The sequence below is a fragment of the Limosilactobacillus alvi genome (genome assembly GCF_016900115.1).
GTDB classification, from domain to species: domain Bacteria; phylum Bacillota; class Bacilli; order Lactobacillales; family Lactobacillaceae; genus Limosilactobacillus; species Limosilactobacillus alvi.
In genome coordinates, this window is the sequence record NZ_JACJJQ010000002.1 from 47,829 (window position 1) to 63,863 (window position 16,035).

Here is a 16,035-nt window from a genome sequence, read left to right on the forward strand (position 1 = left end):
ATAATGTAAAATAGGTAATTGATAAACTTGTGGAGGTGACCAAAATGGCTAGCGATGAAACAATGTTTTTTGATTTTGGTCAAAAGCATCAAAAAGACGTTAAAGAAACGTTGAAAACTGTATACGAAGCTTTAGAAGAAAAAGGCTACAACCCAATTAACCAAATTGTGGGGTATCTATTATCTGGGGATCCCGCTTACATTCCACGGCTTAACAATGCCCGCAACTTAATCCGTCAACACGAACGCGATGAAATTATCGAAGAGCTAGTGAAGGATTACTTAAAACGGAATGGTGAACACTAATGAGGTTAATGGGCTTAGATGTTGGTTCAAAAACGGTTGGAATTGCGGAAAGTGATCCCCTTGGCTGGACAGCGCAAGGGATCGAAATTATTCCAATTAATGAAGATGAGGAAGTTTTCGGCCTCGACCGAGTAGCAGAACTAATGAAGGGGCGGCAGATTGCTGGCTTTGTGGTTGGCTTGCCCAAAAATATGAATAATACAGAAGGGCCCCGGGTAGAAGCAGCTCGGCATTATGGGGCAATGTTAGAAGAAAAGTTTGCCTTACCCGTTGACTACCAAGACGAACGCTTAACCACGGTTCAAGCACATCGGATGTTGGTTGAAGAAGCCGATGTTTCGCGCCGGAAGCAAAAGAAAGTCATTGATGAATTAGCGGCGAGCTTGATTTTACAAAATTACCTTGACCGCAAGGGAAAATTAACCGCCAGATTGTGAGGAAGAAAAATGGCAGAAGAGATTAAACCAATTCAAGACGACGGCGAAGTATTTACACTCGTTGATGAAAAGGGCAATGAAGAACTGTACAAGGAAGCCATGCGGTTTCAAAATCCGGAAACTGGTAAGTGGTACATTTGCCTTTACCCGTTAGACCAAGAAAACGACGAAGAAGTTGATATCCAAGCCTTTGCTTTTAATGAACCAGCAGATGAAAGTGAAGAACTTCAATTGCTTCCAATCGAAAGTGATGAAGAATGGGATATGGTTCAAGAAGTAATGAACACCTTTATTGACGATGAAGGTAACTTGAACCTGTAATTTTGGATATTAAAAAAGGCTACCAATCTGAGGTTAAAAAATTCCTCTTAATTGGTAGCCTAAATTTTTAGTTAACTTTTTTAAGGGCTTGCTTAACCTTGTTCGTATTGCCAAAGTGGAGCTTGGCAAAGTGATCAAGATCCTTACCTGCTTTGGCAAGTTTTATGGCTACTTGGTCAACCTTACTCCCAGCACCGATTGGTAAGGTCATTCCAGCCTCATCAGAAAGCTGATTCATGGTTGCTAGGGAATAGGCGCGAGCAACGATTGAAGCGGCGGCAACGGCGACGTGATAACTTTCACCTTTTTCTTTAAAATAAACTCGCTCCCTTAAAATACGCGCTTGTCCTTTTAAATAGTTAAAGTAGGTCTTAGCCTGGACAAATTGGTCAATTAGGATCGCATCCGGCTTAGTGGGAGCAATTTTATCCAACACTTTTAATAAGACAAAGTTATGACAGAGGGCCTTTAGTTGAGCCTGGTTATATTGATTAATTAGCCGATTATAATCATGAGGGGCAAGGTCTAAAACATGGTAAGGACAGCTTTCTTCGATTGTCTTTGCTAGTTCTAAAATTTTAGGGTCAGTTAGCTTTTTTGAATCTTTTACCCCGCGTTTAATGAGCGCGTCAACTTGATCCGCTGGAACAAAAACGGCAGCGGTCGTCAAAGGGCCAAAGTAAGCTCCAGTTCCCACTTCATCCGAACCTAAAACGGCTAAATGGTCAAAATTGGGAGGCAGGTCGGGAGCTGATTTACTTGGTGAATTAGAAGTTACGATTGTCCCCCAACGGTCAGCTTCTTTTTCCGCGAGTGGACCTTGAAAGAGGACCTTGCCAGATTTATAACCAGTAATGGTTGCTCCAGTAATCTTACTAGCAAAAACCGCCCCATTTGGCAATTTGCGGTTAGCAGGATAGGTTGAAGCCATTTTATCTAATTGGTCGGGGGTAACTTTGATAACAGCTTGCATTTCAATCTCCTTTCACATTGAGAGTGTATAATTAATCTTACCAAATTTTTTAAAGAGGATCGCTTATGATTTTAACAACTGCGATTTTAGTGCTCCTTTTAGGCTGCTTTATTAACGGCAAGGAGCGGGGATTAGTCCAAATTTTACTTTCAACCACTACCTATTTCTGTGGTTGGTTTTTAGCCCGGTTTGCGGCCGAACCGTTGGGAAACGCGCTAGCGAGTGTCTTACCGGCAATTGGTAACCATGGCAGTGCTGCAAGTTCCGCTAGTCTAGTCACAACCAGCACGAATACTTTCTTTTACCATGGTGTGGCATTCATGGTAATTTTTTGGGGAACCAGTTTTTTAGGCCGGTGGTTAATGCGGAGTCTGCGGTTTATTAAGAAGGTTCCAGTAGTTGGTACTGTTAATCGTTATAGCGGAGCGGTTCTGAGCTTTTTAGTGGGTTATGTGATTATCTTTATGTTACTTGTGGTTTTCCAATACTTACCAGGTACCTGGTGGCAAAATCAATTGGCGGAATCAGGGCTTGCCCAGTTGATGATCCAAAAAACACCGGGCTTAGCGCGGGCAGTTTTTAATTGGCTGTAGAACGATAGGGGGAGAAATTGATGAATGATAAGATTCTAGCCACACTTGAATTTAATAAAATTAAGGGGCAATTAACTCCATATCTCGCTTCAGCAGCGGGGCAACGGGAGGTTCAATCTCTGACACCAGCAACCGATTTAACGACAATTAATCATTGGTTAGCTGAGACTGAAGATGGGGCCGATGTCCTGCGACTTGAAGGGGGAATTCCCCTGCCAAGTTTAGCCGATGTAACCCCACAATTAAAGCGGTTAAAGGTACAGGCTAGTTTAAATGGAACGGAATTGGCCCAAATTGGTCAAGTTTTACGTGCTAGTATGGCGGTCCAAAACTTCTTTGATCAGTTAGCTGAAAAAAAGGTTCAGCTCCGGACAATCACTAACTCGGTTGGTCGCTTGGTAACGATTCCTAACATTACTAAACGTCTTTTAGTGGCAATTGATCCGGATGGCCGGGTGACTGATGAAGCCTCTTCAAAGTTACACGGTTTGCGGCAATTAATCACGCAGACTGAAGGTGAAATTCGGCAAGCTTTGGAACGTTATACGCGGGGAAAAGCGGCTAAGCATCTGTCAGAGCCAATTATTACTATTCGGGATGACCGGTATGTGATTCCGGTGATTGCGAAATACCGGAATCAATTTGGCGGGATCGTTCACGACCAATCAGCTAGTGGGCAAACTTTGTACATTGAACCGGCAAGTGCAATGGAATTAAATAACCGGTTGCGGTCGGCGCAAATTGAAGAACGCCAAGAAGTGCGGCGCGTCTTAGCGGAACTTTCAAAATTAATTACCCCTTATCGGCAAGAAATTGGGGATAATGAAAAGATTCTGGGTCACTTGGACTTCATCAATGCCAAGGCGAAGCTGGCAGCGGCAACTAAGGCGAGTCTACCAATTGTGAATGATCAAGGGGAAGTTTACTTACGCCAAGCTCGCCATCCATTGATTGATCCGCAGCAAGTGGTTGCCAACGATATTATCTTAGGTAAAGATTACCAGGCAATTGTGATTACAGGGCCCAACACTGGTGGGAAGACAATTACTTTAAAGACCCTTGGAACGATTCAATTGATGGCCCAAGCAGGACTCTTTATTACCGCCAACGAGAATTCGAAGGTCGCAGTCTTCGATAATATTTTTGCGGATATCGGGGATGAACAATCGCTTGAACAAAACTTATCGACCTTCTCTGGCCACATGGAAAATGTTAAACAGATCCTCGAATCGATGACTACGAAATCGCTCGTTCTCCTTGATGAATTGGGAGCTGGGACGGACCCAAAGGAAGGGGCCGCCTTAGCGATGGCGATTTTGGATCAGATTGGAACGATCGGTGCTGAAGTGGTGGTTACGACCCACTATCCGGAACTAAAGGTTTATGGTTACGACCGGGAGCAAACGATTAACGCTTCAATGGAATTTGATCAAGAAACCCTCAAGCCAACTTACCGGCTCCTTTTGGGAATCCCTGGACAATCAAATGGGATTGCGATTGCTAGGCGCCTTGGCCTTGATCGAGCAGTAATTCAAATGGCTGAATCCCTAGTTGAGGATGATAGCCAAGAACTTAATGCCATGATTGGTGATTTAGTTGAGCAACGGAAAGAAGTTCGCGAGAAAAATGAAGCTTTAACTAAGACTTTGGCGGATAGTGAAGCCAAAAATGCAGAATTAACCCAGAAACTCGATCGTTTCAACGAGCAACGGGATAAACTCTATGAAGATGCCCGCAAGAAAGCGAACCACGAAGTTTCCCAAGCTAAGCGGAAGGCGGATCAAATTATCCACCATTTACGGCAATTAGAAATGCAACAAGGGCGCTCAGTAAAAGAACACGAGTTAATTGATGCTCAAGGTGCTTTAAATGCCCTTCACCAGAATCCACGCTTGAAGCATAATTCGGTCCTTCAACGAGCTAAGGCCAAGCATGACCTTCACGTTGGGGATGCCGTCTTGGTTAAGTCTTATGGCCAGCAAGGGGAGTTGATGAGTAAGCGAGGCCATCACAAGTGGGAAGTGCAACTTGGGATTTTGAAGCTGGAAATTGATGAAGCAGATCTGGAAAAAATTTCCAAAAAGCAACTTCAAAAGCAAAAGGACAAAGCCCCAAAGCGGATGCGGGTCCGCACAGTTCAAACCCGGAAGACTGGAGCTCGCCTTGATTTACGGGGGCATCGTTATGAACAAGCCCAAAGCGAGCTTTCAGACTTTATTGACCACGCGCTGTTAAATAACTTACCGAGTGTCACAATTATTCATGGGAAGGGAACCGGGGCCCTACGGAAGATGACCCAAGAGTACTTACGAAGTAACCGGCGGGTTAAATCGTTCTCTTACGCATCACCAAGTAATGGTGGGGATGGGGCCACGATTGTTTATTTTGAATAAGACTTACAAAAAGTAGGCAGATCATTTGAACTATTCACCAAGTTTGGTAGAATTATGAATATAGAAATAAAACGTTCCATTTGTTTAAAGGAGGAAAATCGCATGGCTGTAGCAGTTACGACTGATCAAACTTTTGAACAAGATACGCAAACCGGGGTAACCTTAACTGATTTCTGGGCAACTTGGTGTGGTCCTTGTCGGATGCAGTCGCCAGTAGTAGAAGCATTATCTGAAGAAATGGGGGATCAAGTTACTTTTAACAAACTTGATGTTGACGCTAACCCCGAAACGGCTCAAAAGTTCCGGATTATGAGTATCCCAACTTTACTGGTTAAGAAGGATGGAAAGGTAGTTGACCAAGTAGTTGGTTACCACAGCAAAGAACAATTAAAGCAAGTATTAGAACAATACCTGTAAAAAAGCGGGAGTTACGAAGGTTAGGTTGAACCAACGTGACTCCTTTTTTATTATTCTTGATCCGCTACGAATATGTAAAAATGATCAAAATCAATTCCTACCACGATTTATTATATTTGATTTATAATGTTAAGTTGTTATTTTTCATAAAGCCACCAAAATAACTTATAATAAAGATAATTTAAATTCGAAGATGCAATCGGTTGCTTGATCCCTGGAAATAAATGAGATTTTAAGCAAATTTATCTATTAAATTATTTTACCAACCTTTGCTTACTTTGAGTTGTTACAAAAAATGAACAGAGTGCGTTTAGAGGAGTAAAATTTGCTAAAATCTTAGTCATCAAGAAATGGGAGCGAATCACATGGGAAGTCGGATTAATAATCAATTAGAGCTGTACTGCCAACCCATCTGCCGGATTGATAAGGCCCTTGGTCATCAAGTTAATGATTATGAAATTTTGCTTCGTGACAAGCAGACGGGAGGCTTCCCGGTCCAATTTTTCCAAGCTTTAAAAACCCAGGCTTTAGTTCGTAAAGAACTTGAAGATTGGATGGTTGATCAATTAACTAGCTTAACGCAACGTTGCAATGCAAATTTTGCAATAAACATTGATCCTTGGCAATTGGCTTATTCAGATACTTGGTGCTATTTAAAGCGGTTACGAGCGGTTTCCTCGCGCTTAACGATTGAAGTGACCGAACGAGTAGCGGAATTGAATAACCACCTTGATCAATTTTCTGATTATATTGCACGTTTACGGAAACTTGGATATAAAATCTCCTTTGATGATGTTTCAAGCGGACAGTTTTCGCTTCAAGTGGTTGCCCAGAACTTAGCCTATATTGATCGGGCTAAGATTTCCTTAATTGCTTTTCAGAAGCTTTCACCAGATCAGGTTAAGAATGTATTGGATTTGTGGGCGAAGTTTGCGCAATCGGTCAAAATTGAATTTGTGGTTGAAGGCATCGAAACGGAAGCCGTTGCAGCTGAGTTAGTAAAAAAAGATTATGTTCTCCAGCAAGGCTACTACTGGCAAAAGCCATTTCCGGTAAGTCAACTGATAGTTGTATGAGAAGAAAGGTTTGTTCAGGGTTAATTACGCTGAACTTTTTTGGATTTAAGTCAATCTATTTCCATCGGGAAAAGTTAAAGTGGATACAACCGCTCTGGGATAAGAAAAAGCCGGAGTAGAATTCGGTTTCCGAATTTTCTCCGGTTTACTTATCGGTAAAGAGTGGGTCTTTTTATCACAAGTTTTGCATAGGGCGACCTTTGCAGAGTCATGGGTTACTATCAAATAAACCTTTGTACTCTCTTGACACCTAACCTCATGATTTAACCCTTTCAGGCCGTCAGGAAAGTTTTTACTTAACTTTTTTTGCTTGTTGTTTAGCTTGCTTAGCTGCCAGCTTGGCGGCTTTTTTGGCGGCCCGTGCTTTGATTTTTTGTTGGCGTTTTTCACTGCGGGTTAACTTGTGATGCGGCACTTTTTCCGGAGCCTCAGTTGACTCCGCATTAGTTTCTGAAGTTAGTGCTTGGTCGGCCAACTTAATGAAGGTAACTAATTCAACTTCACCTTCATCAGTGACGGCTTCACTTTCCGTAGTAATGGTAACCCGGTCTTTTTTTAGTTCAGTTACTTTAGCTTCGGTTAAACGGCTAAGCTGGAATTCAATTTCCTTTGCGAGAAAACCAGCTTCCAGGGTAAAAGAGGTGTTTTCTTTTTTGATGCCGACCCGTTCTTCAACAACCGGGCCACTAAGTTCCCAAGTACGAGTATTATCTTTTTTGGTAATTAACTTTAAGTTGCCAAGGCCAAGTTGGTGAGTCAGAGTGACCAACTCTGATACTGAGGCAACTGGGAATTGTCGGGCAAGATCTTTACCAACCCAGTAAAGAATTCCGTTAGTCTCGTTCCCTAAAATTAGGGGTAACAAAACGTCGCGCATCGTTGCCGCATTGATTCCCCGAACACTATTTGAAAGTTGATCATAAAGTTTTTGGGTCATTTGGTTTACTTCCTTATTTGTCAATCGGGTTTTATTATACAAAAAAGCTGGCCGTAAACCTAGTGAATTTAACGAAAACTTGCAAAAGTGATGGGAAAAGATAATAATGTAGTTTCAAGTAAAAAAACGATTAAAACGAAAGAGTGTGAAACAATGGATAAGCGACCAATTGGAGTAATGGATTCTGGCCTAGGTGGCCTGTCAGTTGCTCGAATTTTACAAGAAAAGCTTCCGCATGAATCCTTAGTTTTTGTAGGTGACCAAGGACATTTTCCTTATGGAACGCGGACGCCAAGTGATATTCAGCAGTTAGCACTTGCGATCGGCCGGTTTTTAGTCACCCAAGATGTTAAGATGATGGTAGTGGCGTGCAATACAGCCACGGCAACAGCCTTACCTAATTTGCAAGCGGCCATTCCAATTCCGGTGATTGGGATGATTGTGCCGGGAGTTAAAGCTGCTTTGGCTCAGCAAAAGCATGCCCGAATTGGGGTCATTGCGACGACAGCAACGATCAATGACGGAGCCTATGTAAAAGAGATTAAACATCAATCCCCAGCTACAACAGTGATTACCAAGGCTACTCAACCCTTGGTAAGTATCGTTGAACACCATTTAACAGGGACCAAGCAAGCTCAAGCGGCAGTTGATGAACAACTAGCTAGTTTTAAAACGGCAAAGGTGGATACCTTAATTTTGGGATGTACTCATTTTCCATTCTTAGCCCCAGAAATTCACCAAACCCTCGGGGCAGTTCCATTAGTTGATCCGGCAGTCGAAGTTGTTGCTACCGTAAAAAAACAATTAACGCAACAAGATCAGTTAAATCCAACTGGGGGCGAATTAACCCTGTATACGACTGGAGAAATCACTGATTTAAAACAAGGAGCTGATCAATGGCTTGCTCCGGCACCAATGACTTATCATCAACTAAAATTAGGAGGAAGATAGATGGCAACAATTGTAATTGCAACTAAAAATCCGGGAAAGGCCCGGGAATTTAGTGAAATGTTAGCTCCAAAAGGGATTGAAGTTAAGACCTTAGCTGATTTTCCCCCGTTTAAGATTGATGAAAATGGGACGACCTTTGAAGAAAATGCCACGATTAAAGCGCAGACGGCTTGTCAACACTTGAAGCTCCCGGTATTAGCGGATGATTCAGGTTTAGTCGTTGATGCCTTAAATGGGGCGCCCGGAGTCCGGTCAGCCCGCTATGCCGGTGATCATGATGATGCGGCTAATAATACTAAGTTACTTCGCGAGTTGGCGGACGTTGCGCCAGAAAAGCGGACGGCTCACTTTCACACAACAATTGTTGGGATGAAACCGGATGGCACCAAATTAGTGGCTGACGGTGAAGTGCAGGGCCACATCCTAATGAGATTGACGGGGACTCATGGGTTTGGTTATGATCCATTATTCTATGTTGACGAGCTTGGTACTTCAATGGGGAACCTTACGGATGATCAAAAGAATGCGATTAGCCACCGGGGACGCGCCTTGCGGCAATTCATGGCTAACTTTAATGATTGGTGGGAAGATTAATGAAAATCTTATTAGTTAGTGATAATCATGGGGATGCCCAAATTCTGCAAACCATTTATGACCACTTTAACGGGAAAGTGGATGCTTTTTTCCACTGTGGAGATTCAAATTTACCAAGTAATGATCCGGTAATGACACCTTACCAAACCGTGATTGGAAATACGGACTGGGGGATTACTTATCCCACCATTGTGGAAAAAGAATTTCCAGAAGGTAAAGTGGTAATTACGCACGGTCATAAGTATCAGGTTAATACTAGCTTAACCCCCTTGTTGATGCTTGTACGGGAGAAGCAAGCTTTAATTATGGGCTTTGGTCATACTCACCAATTGGGATGCGAAGTTGTTAAGGGGACTTTATTCATTAATCCGGGAAGTATCAGTCAACCACGGGGTAAATATGCTCGTTTAGGGGGAACTTTTGCAACGGTTGAAGTTACTTCAACCACCTTTGAAGTTCAATATTATAATCGGCAGTGTCAACCAGTTAGTGAATTACAATTTAGTTTAAAAAGAATTTAATGAATAATTGGTAGAAAGAAATCAAACCATTAACCGAAAAAGCGAGAGTAGAAGAAACTTGAGTTTCTTCCACTCTCGCTTTTAGTAACTCTGAGCACGATAATTGCGGGTTAGGGTGGTGGGGAGGCTTTCTCCCTACGGCTAATTATTATTAACCGTTGTTTGCTTGGTACTTGTAGTTGGCGCTTTAGCGTATAATCGTTGGACATCGGTAATATCAATTTGTTGAATCCCGTAATTAGAACCAGCTGGTTGCATTACCGAAATTTGATTGGTATGACTGAGACCAATTGCGTGACCAAGCTCATGTTCAGCCGTGTTAACAATCCGTTCATGAGTATAACCGTACTCTGGGTTTAAAAGGTAAGCCGTGTTTAAATAAACGTGGCCATCCATGAAATAACCGGTAGCAGTGTTAATTGACATATCAGTTAAACCAGCCGCTTGATCTTGATTGTTTTGCATTGTTGTCGCAATTAGATTAGCAGCTTTTTTATTATTTACAATTTGAAAGGTAAATGCTCCCGTCGCGTTCCAAGCATTAATAGCTTCTCGCATCGCATCATCAAGGGTCTGGTTTTGAAAATCAAGGTAGATCGTTGCTTTAGGACTTGTCCACCGGCCGTTAGTATCGTTATCGGTCTTTATGGTAGCTTTAGTGGTTTGTTTAGTTGTTTTAGTGGTCGAAGGATCATCAAAACTTGCTTGAAAACGATTGATATAATCTTTAACGGCAGCAATTCCGATATTAACTCGAGTTTGAAAATTTAAATTAGTTTGATAAAAATGCATTCCGCCAACAAGTAAGATTAGGTAAAATAAGAGCGAAATTAGTCGTCGAAACCGCATCAAAGCCACTTCCTAACTTAGATATTTTCTGGAAACGATTGCAAAATTGATTCATAGATAGTAGTAATATGATACACTTAAGCTATGAAAATTAAAATCAATTTATCGAAAATGGAGGGTTTGAAATGCGAAAGCCTTTTATCGCAGCAAACTGGAAAATGCATAAGACGGTCGATGATGCACTACAATTTGTTGAGGAAGTTAAACGGCGGCTCCCAAGTGAAGAAATTTTAACTTGTGGGATTGCGGCACACTTCTTGGCCTTATACCCGATGGTCCAACAGACACAAGGGATTAATTTAGGGATTATTGCACAGAATTCTTATGATCAATTTTCTGGACCCTTCACGGGTGAAGTAAGCCCCCGTGCTTTGGCAGCGGCCGGGGTTAAGTATGTAATGTGTGGGCATATTGAGCGGCGAACGATTTTTCACGAAGATAATGACCTGGTGGCCAAAAAAGTTGCCGCTGTTTTGCAAGCGGGCATGACCCCGATTATTTGTACTGATGAAACGATGGTTCAAAAGGAATTTAACGGTGAAGTTCACTATGTTTTTGCCCAATTAATGAACGTTTTACATGGGGTTTCCTTCGACCAAGTTAAAAACGTGATTATTTCCTATGAACCTAGTTGGGCCGTGGGGGTTGGTCAACATGCTAATCCAACGCTTGCGGAAGAAGGCTGTCGGTTAATTCGCCAAAGTATCGCGGATACTTATTCCTATGAGGTGGCTGATAAGATCCGGATTTTATATGGGGGAAGTGTTAACCCTGATAATATCCAAAAGATAATGGACAAGCGGGACATTGATGGGGTTCTGATTGGCCGGGCAAGTTTGGATGCGGATAATTTCTTAACCATGGTAAAGCGAGTGGCTGAGTTATATGCCCCAAAGGCAGTTAAAGTGAGCGAAACCAAGAAGAAGTAGTTTAGTTTACCCTGAAAGGAGGGGGAAGATGGCAAATTTAAAAGTGATGATCCCCCTCAGTACGCGGGCGGGAGTAATTAAATTTGCCCCCGTAATTAAGGCAATGCAAGCTGATCAAGTTAACTTTGAACCGGTTATAGTGGTGGCTTCCCAAAAGTATCAGCAACTTCATGCCGTTTTGAATTACTTTGGGTTGAAACCGGATTTTGAGCTCAACGTTGATCCAGTAAATGAGCGGGGGAAGTTGGACGAATTAAGTCGCTTGTTGCATAATTTACAGACGGTAGTTAACGCGGCTCAACCTGATATTATGTTGACTTTGGGCGATACCATTGTGACTTTAGCAGCTAGTTTGAGTGCCTTTTATTGTCACTTACCAGTTGCCCATATTGAGGCCGGTTTACGAACTTTTGACAAACATGAACCTTTTCCCGACGAAATGCACCGCCAGCTAACAGATGCCTTGACCGATCTTTACTTTGCGCCAACTGAAGCCGCAAAAGAAAATTTATTGTTTGAGCATCAAGAAGAAACACAAATTGTAGTGACGGGGAATCCGATCGTTGACGTTGTTCAAGACGAATACGATCCGAAATACGCCAGTGCCTTATTAGCTGGGCTACCAGATCATTGCCGGATAATTTTGTTAACCATGGGACGGATTGAAAATACTGGTTTACCAATGGAAAGGGTTCTGCGAACGATGCGGGATATTGTCGAAACCAATCCTGATGTGGAGTTAATTTGTCCACTACCGCTTGATTCCCAAAGCTTTTCGCTAGCAGAACAACTATTGGCTAATCATCAGCGAATCCATTTAATGCCACTAATGACACTGGGGGATTTTATTAATACTGCGGCCCGGAGTTATTTGATTCTCACCGATTCAGCTGGAACGGTCGAAGAAGCCACTGTTTTCCACCGCCCAGTCTTATTACTGCGACAAAATACGGAACGACCAGAGGCCTTATTTGCCCAAACTACGAAAATAGTTGGGACCGACCCAACTAGTATTCAACAAGCCATGTTTGATTTGTTAAATGACAAACATTTATATCGGACCATGGTGAGTGAGAGTGCCGATATTTTTGGGGATGGACATGCGGCCGAACGGATTGTTGCGGAATTAAAGAAACGGTTCATTAAGTAGTGGTGGGAGAAATTTGCTCGAAGCAATAGGGCTTGGAATAACATTCGGAGATGACAAAGCGGCTAGGGAGAAACATGAGTTTCTTCCTAGCCGCTGACTTATCTATCAAGGCTGTTTTTGTCGACTTGAAGATTTATTTCTTCATCATTTTCTCATTGGACTTGAAAATCAGCCACTTTGAGAAGACATAGTTGGCAATGACGACGAGAATATTATCAATTATCTTAACGATAAATTGGCCGAGCGGTGATCGGAAACCTAACAAGGAAACCCCAATGTAGACGATCAACATGTCGAGGAGGAGAGTTAATCCCCGGTAGAAGAAAAACTGGATTAATTCAACAACGAAAGCTTTAACCGTCGTGTAATGGGAGCCAAAAACCCAGACCTTATTAGTAAAGTAGGCAACTAAAACTGAAAGGAACCATGCGATGACGGTTGCAACTTCAAAGTTCCAGTGTAAGCCAGTACTTAGCCATTGGTATGAGGCCAAATTAACAATGGTGGTAACCACACCCCAGAATAGATAGGCAAGGATTGATTTATACTTTTGCCACAGTGCTTGCATGAACGCCTCCGTTTAATTTTTAGCTTGCTTAACGAGTTCGGCAGCGAAAGCGTCAATCTTCTTAACATCGTCGGCTTCTGGGGCTAAGTCAATGTGGAGGTTTTCTGACCCTTTCGTGGCATTGGCATCTTCAAAGGCTTTACCAAAGTCGTCAACGGCCCGGCAGTAATCATCAGCATAGAAAGTATCACCGGAGCCAGCAACCCCGTAAATCTTACCCGTTAGGTCGGCTTCTCGCAAGTCATCGTAGAAATCTAAACCTTCTTCTGGTAAGGCCCCTTCGTCATAAGTATATGGACAAACCACACAGATGTCAGCGTCATTAAAATCAGCGACATCGGCCATTGTGATTTCTTTTTCGTCAACTTCGACGCCAAGGTTTTCTAATGCATCAGTTACTAAGTCAGCAACATCTTCGTTATTTCCAGTAATGGTTGCGTAAACTACAACTGCTTTTGTCATTTTTTTCACCTATTTCCTCAATAATAATCAAAATACAGTATATCACACTCTTAAGTTCCAAACTGGTGATATACTGGAGAGTGAGATTTTTTAATGTAAGGAGCATGAACGGAATGATTAGTTTAAAGTCACCTCGAGAAATCCGTGCGATGGAAAAATCCGGGGCCGTTTTAGCAGGGATGCATCTTGGAATTCGCCAAATTATTAAGCCCGGCGTTTCAAGTTGGGTCATTGAAGAATTTGCCCGGAAGTACTTTAAAGCTACTGGTGCTATCGCGGCACAAATTGGCTTTGAAGGCTACAAGTACGCTACTTGCGTAAGTGTGAACGATGAAATTTGTCACGGTTTTCCCCGGAAAAAGTTAATCTTAAAAGAAGGCGATTTGGTTAAGGTGGACACTGTCGTCAACCTTGATGGCGCTTTCTCTGATTCTTGTTGGTCCTATGTGGTTGGCAAGGCAACTCCAGAAGTTGCAAAGCTAATGGACGTTACCAAGAAGTCCCTTTTTATGGGAATTGATCAATGTAAAGTTGGCAACCGGGTTGGTGACATTGGTGCGGTTATCCAACACTATACAGAAGACGAAAATGGCTATGGTGATGTGCGCGAATTTGTTGGCCATGGAATCGGCCCCACGATGCACGAAGATCCAATGATTCCACACTATGGTGAAGCTGGTCACGGGATCCGGTTACGGAAGGGAATGACGATCACGGTTGAACCCATGATTAACACGGGAACTTGGAAGGCTGACACTTCTGATCCAAGTGGTTGGCTAGCTAAGACAGCTGATGGTGGGCTTTCTTGCCAATACGAACATACCTTAGTAATCACGGAAGACGGGCCAAAGATCTTGACTTCTCAAGACCCAGTAGCTGATAAAGATTATCTTTATGACGATGAATATGCTGGCTTCTTAGACCACTATGCTGAGGTTGCCGATGAAGTTGTAAAGGAACACTTTGCTTAATTAAGTAAAATGAGGTTCTCTTGATGGGTAAAACCGTCAGGAGAACTTTTTAAGTTTAAGGGACAATTGTCCGAAAAATACATGAATTTGTTCATCATTTGTATGAAAACGCTGACAATGCTAGGACCAATGACATGGTATTATAAATAATAAATCAGTATTATTTATAATGAAAGGTGATGAGAATGAATTTGAACTCCGTCTTTGAAGTTATTGATTCACAGTCACGGTTACATGATTTATTTCAGTCAGCACCATTGCGAGTTTTAGAACAAGTTGAAGTAGTAAGGTTTGAAGCTGGTAAGTTTGCACTCTATCAAAATGAGTCTTATGACGTTACCTATCTAGTTGTATCTGGTCAAGTTAAAGTTTATTTAGCTGCTCCAAGTGGGAAAAGTGTGGTTCTAGATGTCTATGGGCCAGGGATGTTTATTGGCGAGCAAGAGGCAATCATTCGTCGGCCATATAGTGCTTCAATCGTTAATATTACACCTGTAACCTTGTTAAAGATACCAAATCAGGCTTTTGTCACTTGGATAAGTTGCGATCATCGTTTCGCAGATAAGCTCCTCGTTAATCTTTCTGAACAAATTTACCATTTAACTAAACGAGTAGAACGTTATAGCTTGTATTCAGCCTTACAACAAGTATGTATTTATTGCTTGCAATGTTATGACCAACATAAGTCAATTACTCGTGAGCAAATCGCCTTCCATGTTGATACTTCGTACCGGAACATTAATCGGGTTGTTAAGCGGCTGAATGAGTTTGGAATGATTAAAATTCAACACTCAACAATCCAGATTCTTGATCCGCAGGGACTTAAAGAGTTGGTTCGACAGGAGGAATCATAATGGTAGAAGAAAAACAACCGCATACCCAATTGACTTCAGCAATCAAGACTGATTCAGCGGTAATTGTTGGTGATCCAGCGCGGGTTGATAAAGCTACTAAATTATTGACGAATGTTGAAGAATGGGCATTTAATCGAGAATACAAGTCAGTACTAGGTGATTATCAAGGGAAACGAATTTTGGTAATGTCGACCGGAATTGGCGCACCATCTGCCGCGATTGGGGTCGAAGAACTTAACAACGTTAACGTAAAAAAAGTAATTCGGGTTGGTTCAGCTGGAGCAATGCAAACTGGAATTAACCTTGGAGAGTTAATTATTGGTGAAGGAGTCGTCCGTGATGACGGCTTAACCAAGAAATACGTTCCGGCGATTTACCCAGCAGTTCCTGCCTTTGATCTCTTAGCCTTAGCACATAAGTATGCGCCAGAGGCTATTTACGGGATTATTAGGTCACATGATGGCTTTTATATGGATGATAATGCCGAGTACGAAGCTTTCTGGTCACAAAAAGGGATTGTAGGAGCAGATATGGAATCCGGTGCCATGATGGTTGTTGGCCGTCAACGAGGGATGAAGACCCTATCAATTTTGAATAACGTGGTTCTTTATGAAGGCGATTTAGCCGCCGGTGTCAATGATTTAGTTGATGGGGATGAATTAATGGCTAAAGGTGAAGTTGCATCCTTAGAATTGGCATTTAAGATTTTAAGTGATCAAAGTTTGGAGGGATAA

The 16,035-nt window shown here is 42.3% G+C and carries 20 protein-coding genes; 15 read left to right on the forward strand and 5 right to left on the reverse strand.

The window, feature by feature from the left end:
• The first annotated feature begins 44 nt into the window (after nt 1-44).
• The 3 genes from H5993_RS00645 to H5993_RS00655 are packed head-to-tail and all read left to right on the forward strand — an operon-like array spanning nt 45 to nt 1,063.
• A complete protein-coding gene (locus tag H5993_RS00645) occupies nt 45-305 on the forward strand; it encodes an IreB family regulatory phosphoprotein (protein ID WP_180871574.1) in 261 nt (86 codons plus the stop codon).
• Nucleotides 305-742, forward strand: a complete 438-nt coding sequence (gene ruvX / locus H5993_RS00650) for a Holliday junction resolvase RuvX (protein ID WP_180871575.1) — start codon at nt 305-307, stop codon at nt 740-742. Before H5993_RS00645 ends, ruvX begins: the two co-directional genes overlap by 1 nt.
• A 9-nt stretch (nt 743-751) precedes the next feature.
• Nucleotides 752-1,063, forward strand: coding sequence for a DUF1292 domain-containing protein (locus tag H5993_RS00655; protein ID WP_204775824.1), 312 nt, complete (start codon nt 752-754; stop codon nt 1,061-1,063).
• Between the two features lie 67 nt (nt 1,064-1,130).
• On the opposite strand, the gene rnhC is transcribed toward H5993_RS00655, so the two are convergent.
• Complete coding sequence (gene rnhC, locus H5993_RS00660) at nt 1,131-2,036, reverse strand: ribonuclease HIII (RefSeq protein ID WP_204775825.1); 906 nt, start codon at nt 2,034-2,036, stop codon at nt 1,131-1,133.
• 65 nt (nt 2,037-2,101) lie between these two features.
• Here rnhC and H5993_RS00665 point away from each other — a divergent pair, with 65 nt between their 5' ends.
• The 4 genes from H5993_RS00665 (at nt 2,102) to H5993_RS00680 (ending at nt 6,515) form a co-directional block, all read left to right on the forward strand.
• Nucleotides 2,102-2,629, forward strand: coding sequence for a CvpA family protein (locus H5993_RS00665; protein WP_180871578.1), 528 nt, complete (start codon nt 2,102-2,104; stop codon nt 2,627-2,629).
• Nucleotides 2,630-2,649: 20 nt separating this feature from the next.
• Nucleotides 2,650-5,022: an endonuclease MutS2 gene (locus H5993_RS00670; protein ID WP_204775826.1), complete on the forward strand. Its 2,373-nt coding sequence runs from the start codon at nt 2,650-2,652 to the stop codon at nt 5,020-5,022.
• A 102-nt stretch (nt 5,023-5,124) separates the two neighbouring features.
• Nucleotides 5,125-5,439 (forward strand): thioredoxin, encoded by a 315-nt coding sequence (trxA, locus tag H5993_RS00675; protein ID WP_180871580.1) that lies wholly within the window; start codon nt 5,125-5,127, stop codon nt 5,437-5,439.
• A gap of 365 nt (nt 5,440-5,804) precedes the next feature.
• Nucleotides 5,805-6,515, forward strand: coding sequence for an EAL domain-containing protein (locus tag H5993_RS00680; RefSeq protein WP_204775827.1), 711 nt, complete (start codon nt 5,805-5,807; stop codon nt 6,513-6,515).
• 292 nt (nt 6,516-6,807) lie between these two features.
• Here H5993_RS00680 and H5993_RS00685 read toward each other — a convergent pair whose 3' ends face one another.
• On the reverse strand, nt 6,808-7,452 hold the full coding sequence (locus H5993_RS00685) for a YslB family protein (protein WP_204775828.1): 645 nt from the start codon (nt 7,450-7,452) through the stop codon (nt 6,808-6,810).
• Between the two features lie 153 nt (nt 7,453-7,605).
• Here H5993_RS00685 and murI point away from each other — a divergent pair, with 153 nt between their 5' ends.
• The 3 genes from murI to H5993_RS00700 are packed head-to-tail and all read left to right on the forward strand — an operon-like array spanning nt 7,606 to nt 9,518.
• Nucleotides 7,606-8,403 carry a glutamate racemase gene (gene murI, locus H5993_RS00690; protein WP_204775829.1) on the forward strand — a complete coding sequence of 266 codons (798 nt, stop codon included), beginning with the start codon at nt 7,606-7,608 and terminating at the stop codon, nt 8,401-8,403.
• Nucleotides 8,404-8,997 carry an XTP/dITP diphosphatase gene (locus H5993_RS00695; protein ID WP_204775830.1) on the forward strand — a complete coding sequence of 198 codons (594 nt, stop codon included), beginning with the start codon at nt 8,404-8,406 and terminating at the stop codon, nt 8,995-8,997. It abuts the gene before it with no gap.
• A complete protein-coding gene (locus H5993_RS00700; RefSeq protein ID WP_204775831.1) occupies nt 8,997-9,518 on the forward strand; it encodes a metallophosphoesterase family protein in 522 nt (173 codons plus the stop codon). Before H5993_RS00695 ends, H5993_RS00700 begins: the two co-directional genes overlap by 1 nt.
• A gap of 141 nt (nt 9,519-9,659) precedes the next feature.
• Here the strand turns inward: H5993_RS00700 and H5993_RS00705 are convergent, their stop codons facing one another.
• On the reverse strand, nt 9,660-10,367 hold the full coding sequence (locus tag H5993_RS00705) for a matrixin family metalloprotease (RefSeq protein ID WP_239457926.1): 708 nt from the start codon (nt 10,365-10,367) through the stop codon (nt 9,660-9,662).
• Between the two features lie 125 nt (nt 10,368-10,492).
• Here H5993_RS00705 and tpiA point away from each other — a divergent pair, with 125 nt between their 5' ends.
• Both tpiA and wecB read left to right on the forward strand, forming a co-directional pair.
• The gene (tpiA, locus tag H5993_RS00710; protein WP_204775832.1) at nt 10,493-11,296 is read left to right on the forward strand and encodes a triose-phosphate isomerase; all 804 of its coding nucleotides are present in this window, start codon (nt 10,493-10,495) and stop codon (nt 11,294-11,296) included.
• A 28-nt stretch (nt 11,297-11,324) separates the two neighbouring features.
• Nucleotides 11,325-12,446, forward strand: coding sequence for a non-hydrolyzing UDP-N-acetylglucosamine 2-epimerase (gene wecB, locus H5993_RS00715; RefSeq protein WP_204775833.1), 1,122 nt, complete (start codon nt 11,325-11,327; stop codon nt 12,444-12,446).
• Nucleotides 12,447-12,579: 133 nt separating this feature from the next.
• On the opposite strand, the gene H5993_RS00720 is transcribed toward wecB, so the two are convergent.
• Together H5993_RS00720 and H5993_RS00725 are read right to left on the reverse strand one after the other, a co-directional pair.
• A complete protein-coding gene (locus H5993_RS00720; RefSeq protein WP_204775834.1) occupies nt 12,580-13,014 on the reverse strand; it encodes a GtrA family protein in 435 nt (144 codons plus the stop codon).
• A 12-nt stretch (nt 13,015-13,026) separates the two neighbouring features.
• Nucleotides 13,027-13,476, reverse strand: a complete 450-nt coding sequence (locus H5993_RS00725; protein WP_180871589.1) for a flavodoxin — start codon at nt 13,474-13,476, stop codon at nt 13,027-13,029.
• A 113-nt stretch (nt 13,477-13,589) separates the two neighbouring features.
• Here H5993_RS00725 and map point away from each other — a divergent pair, with 113 nt between their 5' ends.
• From map to H5993_RS00740, 3 genes are all read left to right on the forward strand, one after another.
• Entirely contained in the window at nt 13,590-14,447 is an 858-nt protein-coding gene (gene map / locus H5993_RS00730; protein WP_204775835.1) for a type I methionyl aminopeptidase, read from the forward strand.
• Between the two features lie 185 nt (nt 14,448-14,632).
• Complete coding sequence (locus tag H5993_RS00735; RefSeq protein ID WP_204775836.1) at nt 14,633-15,301, forward strand: Crp/Fnr family transcriptional regulator; 669 nt, start codon at nt 14,633-14,635, stop codon at nt 15,299-15,301.
• Entirely contained in the window at nt 15,301-16,035 is a 735-nt protein-coding gene (locus H5993_RS00740; RefSeq protein ID WP_204775837.1) for a nucleoside phosphorylase, read from the forward strand. Before H5993_RS00735 ends, H5993_RS00740 begins: the two co-directional genes overlap by 1 nt.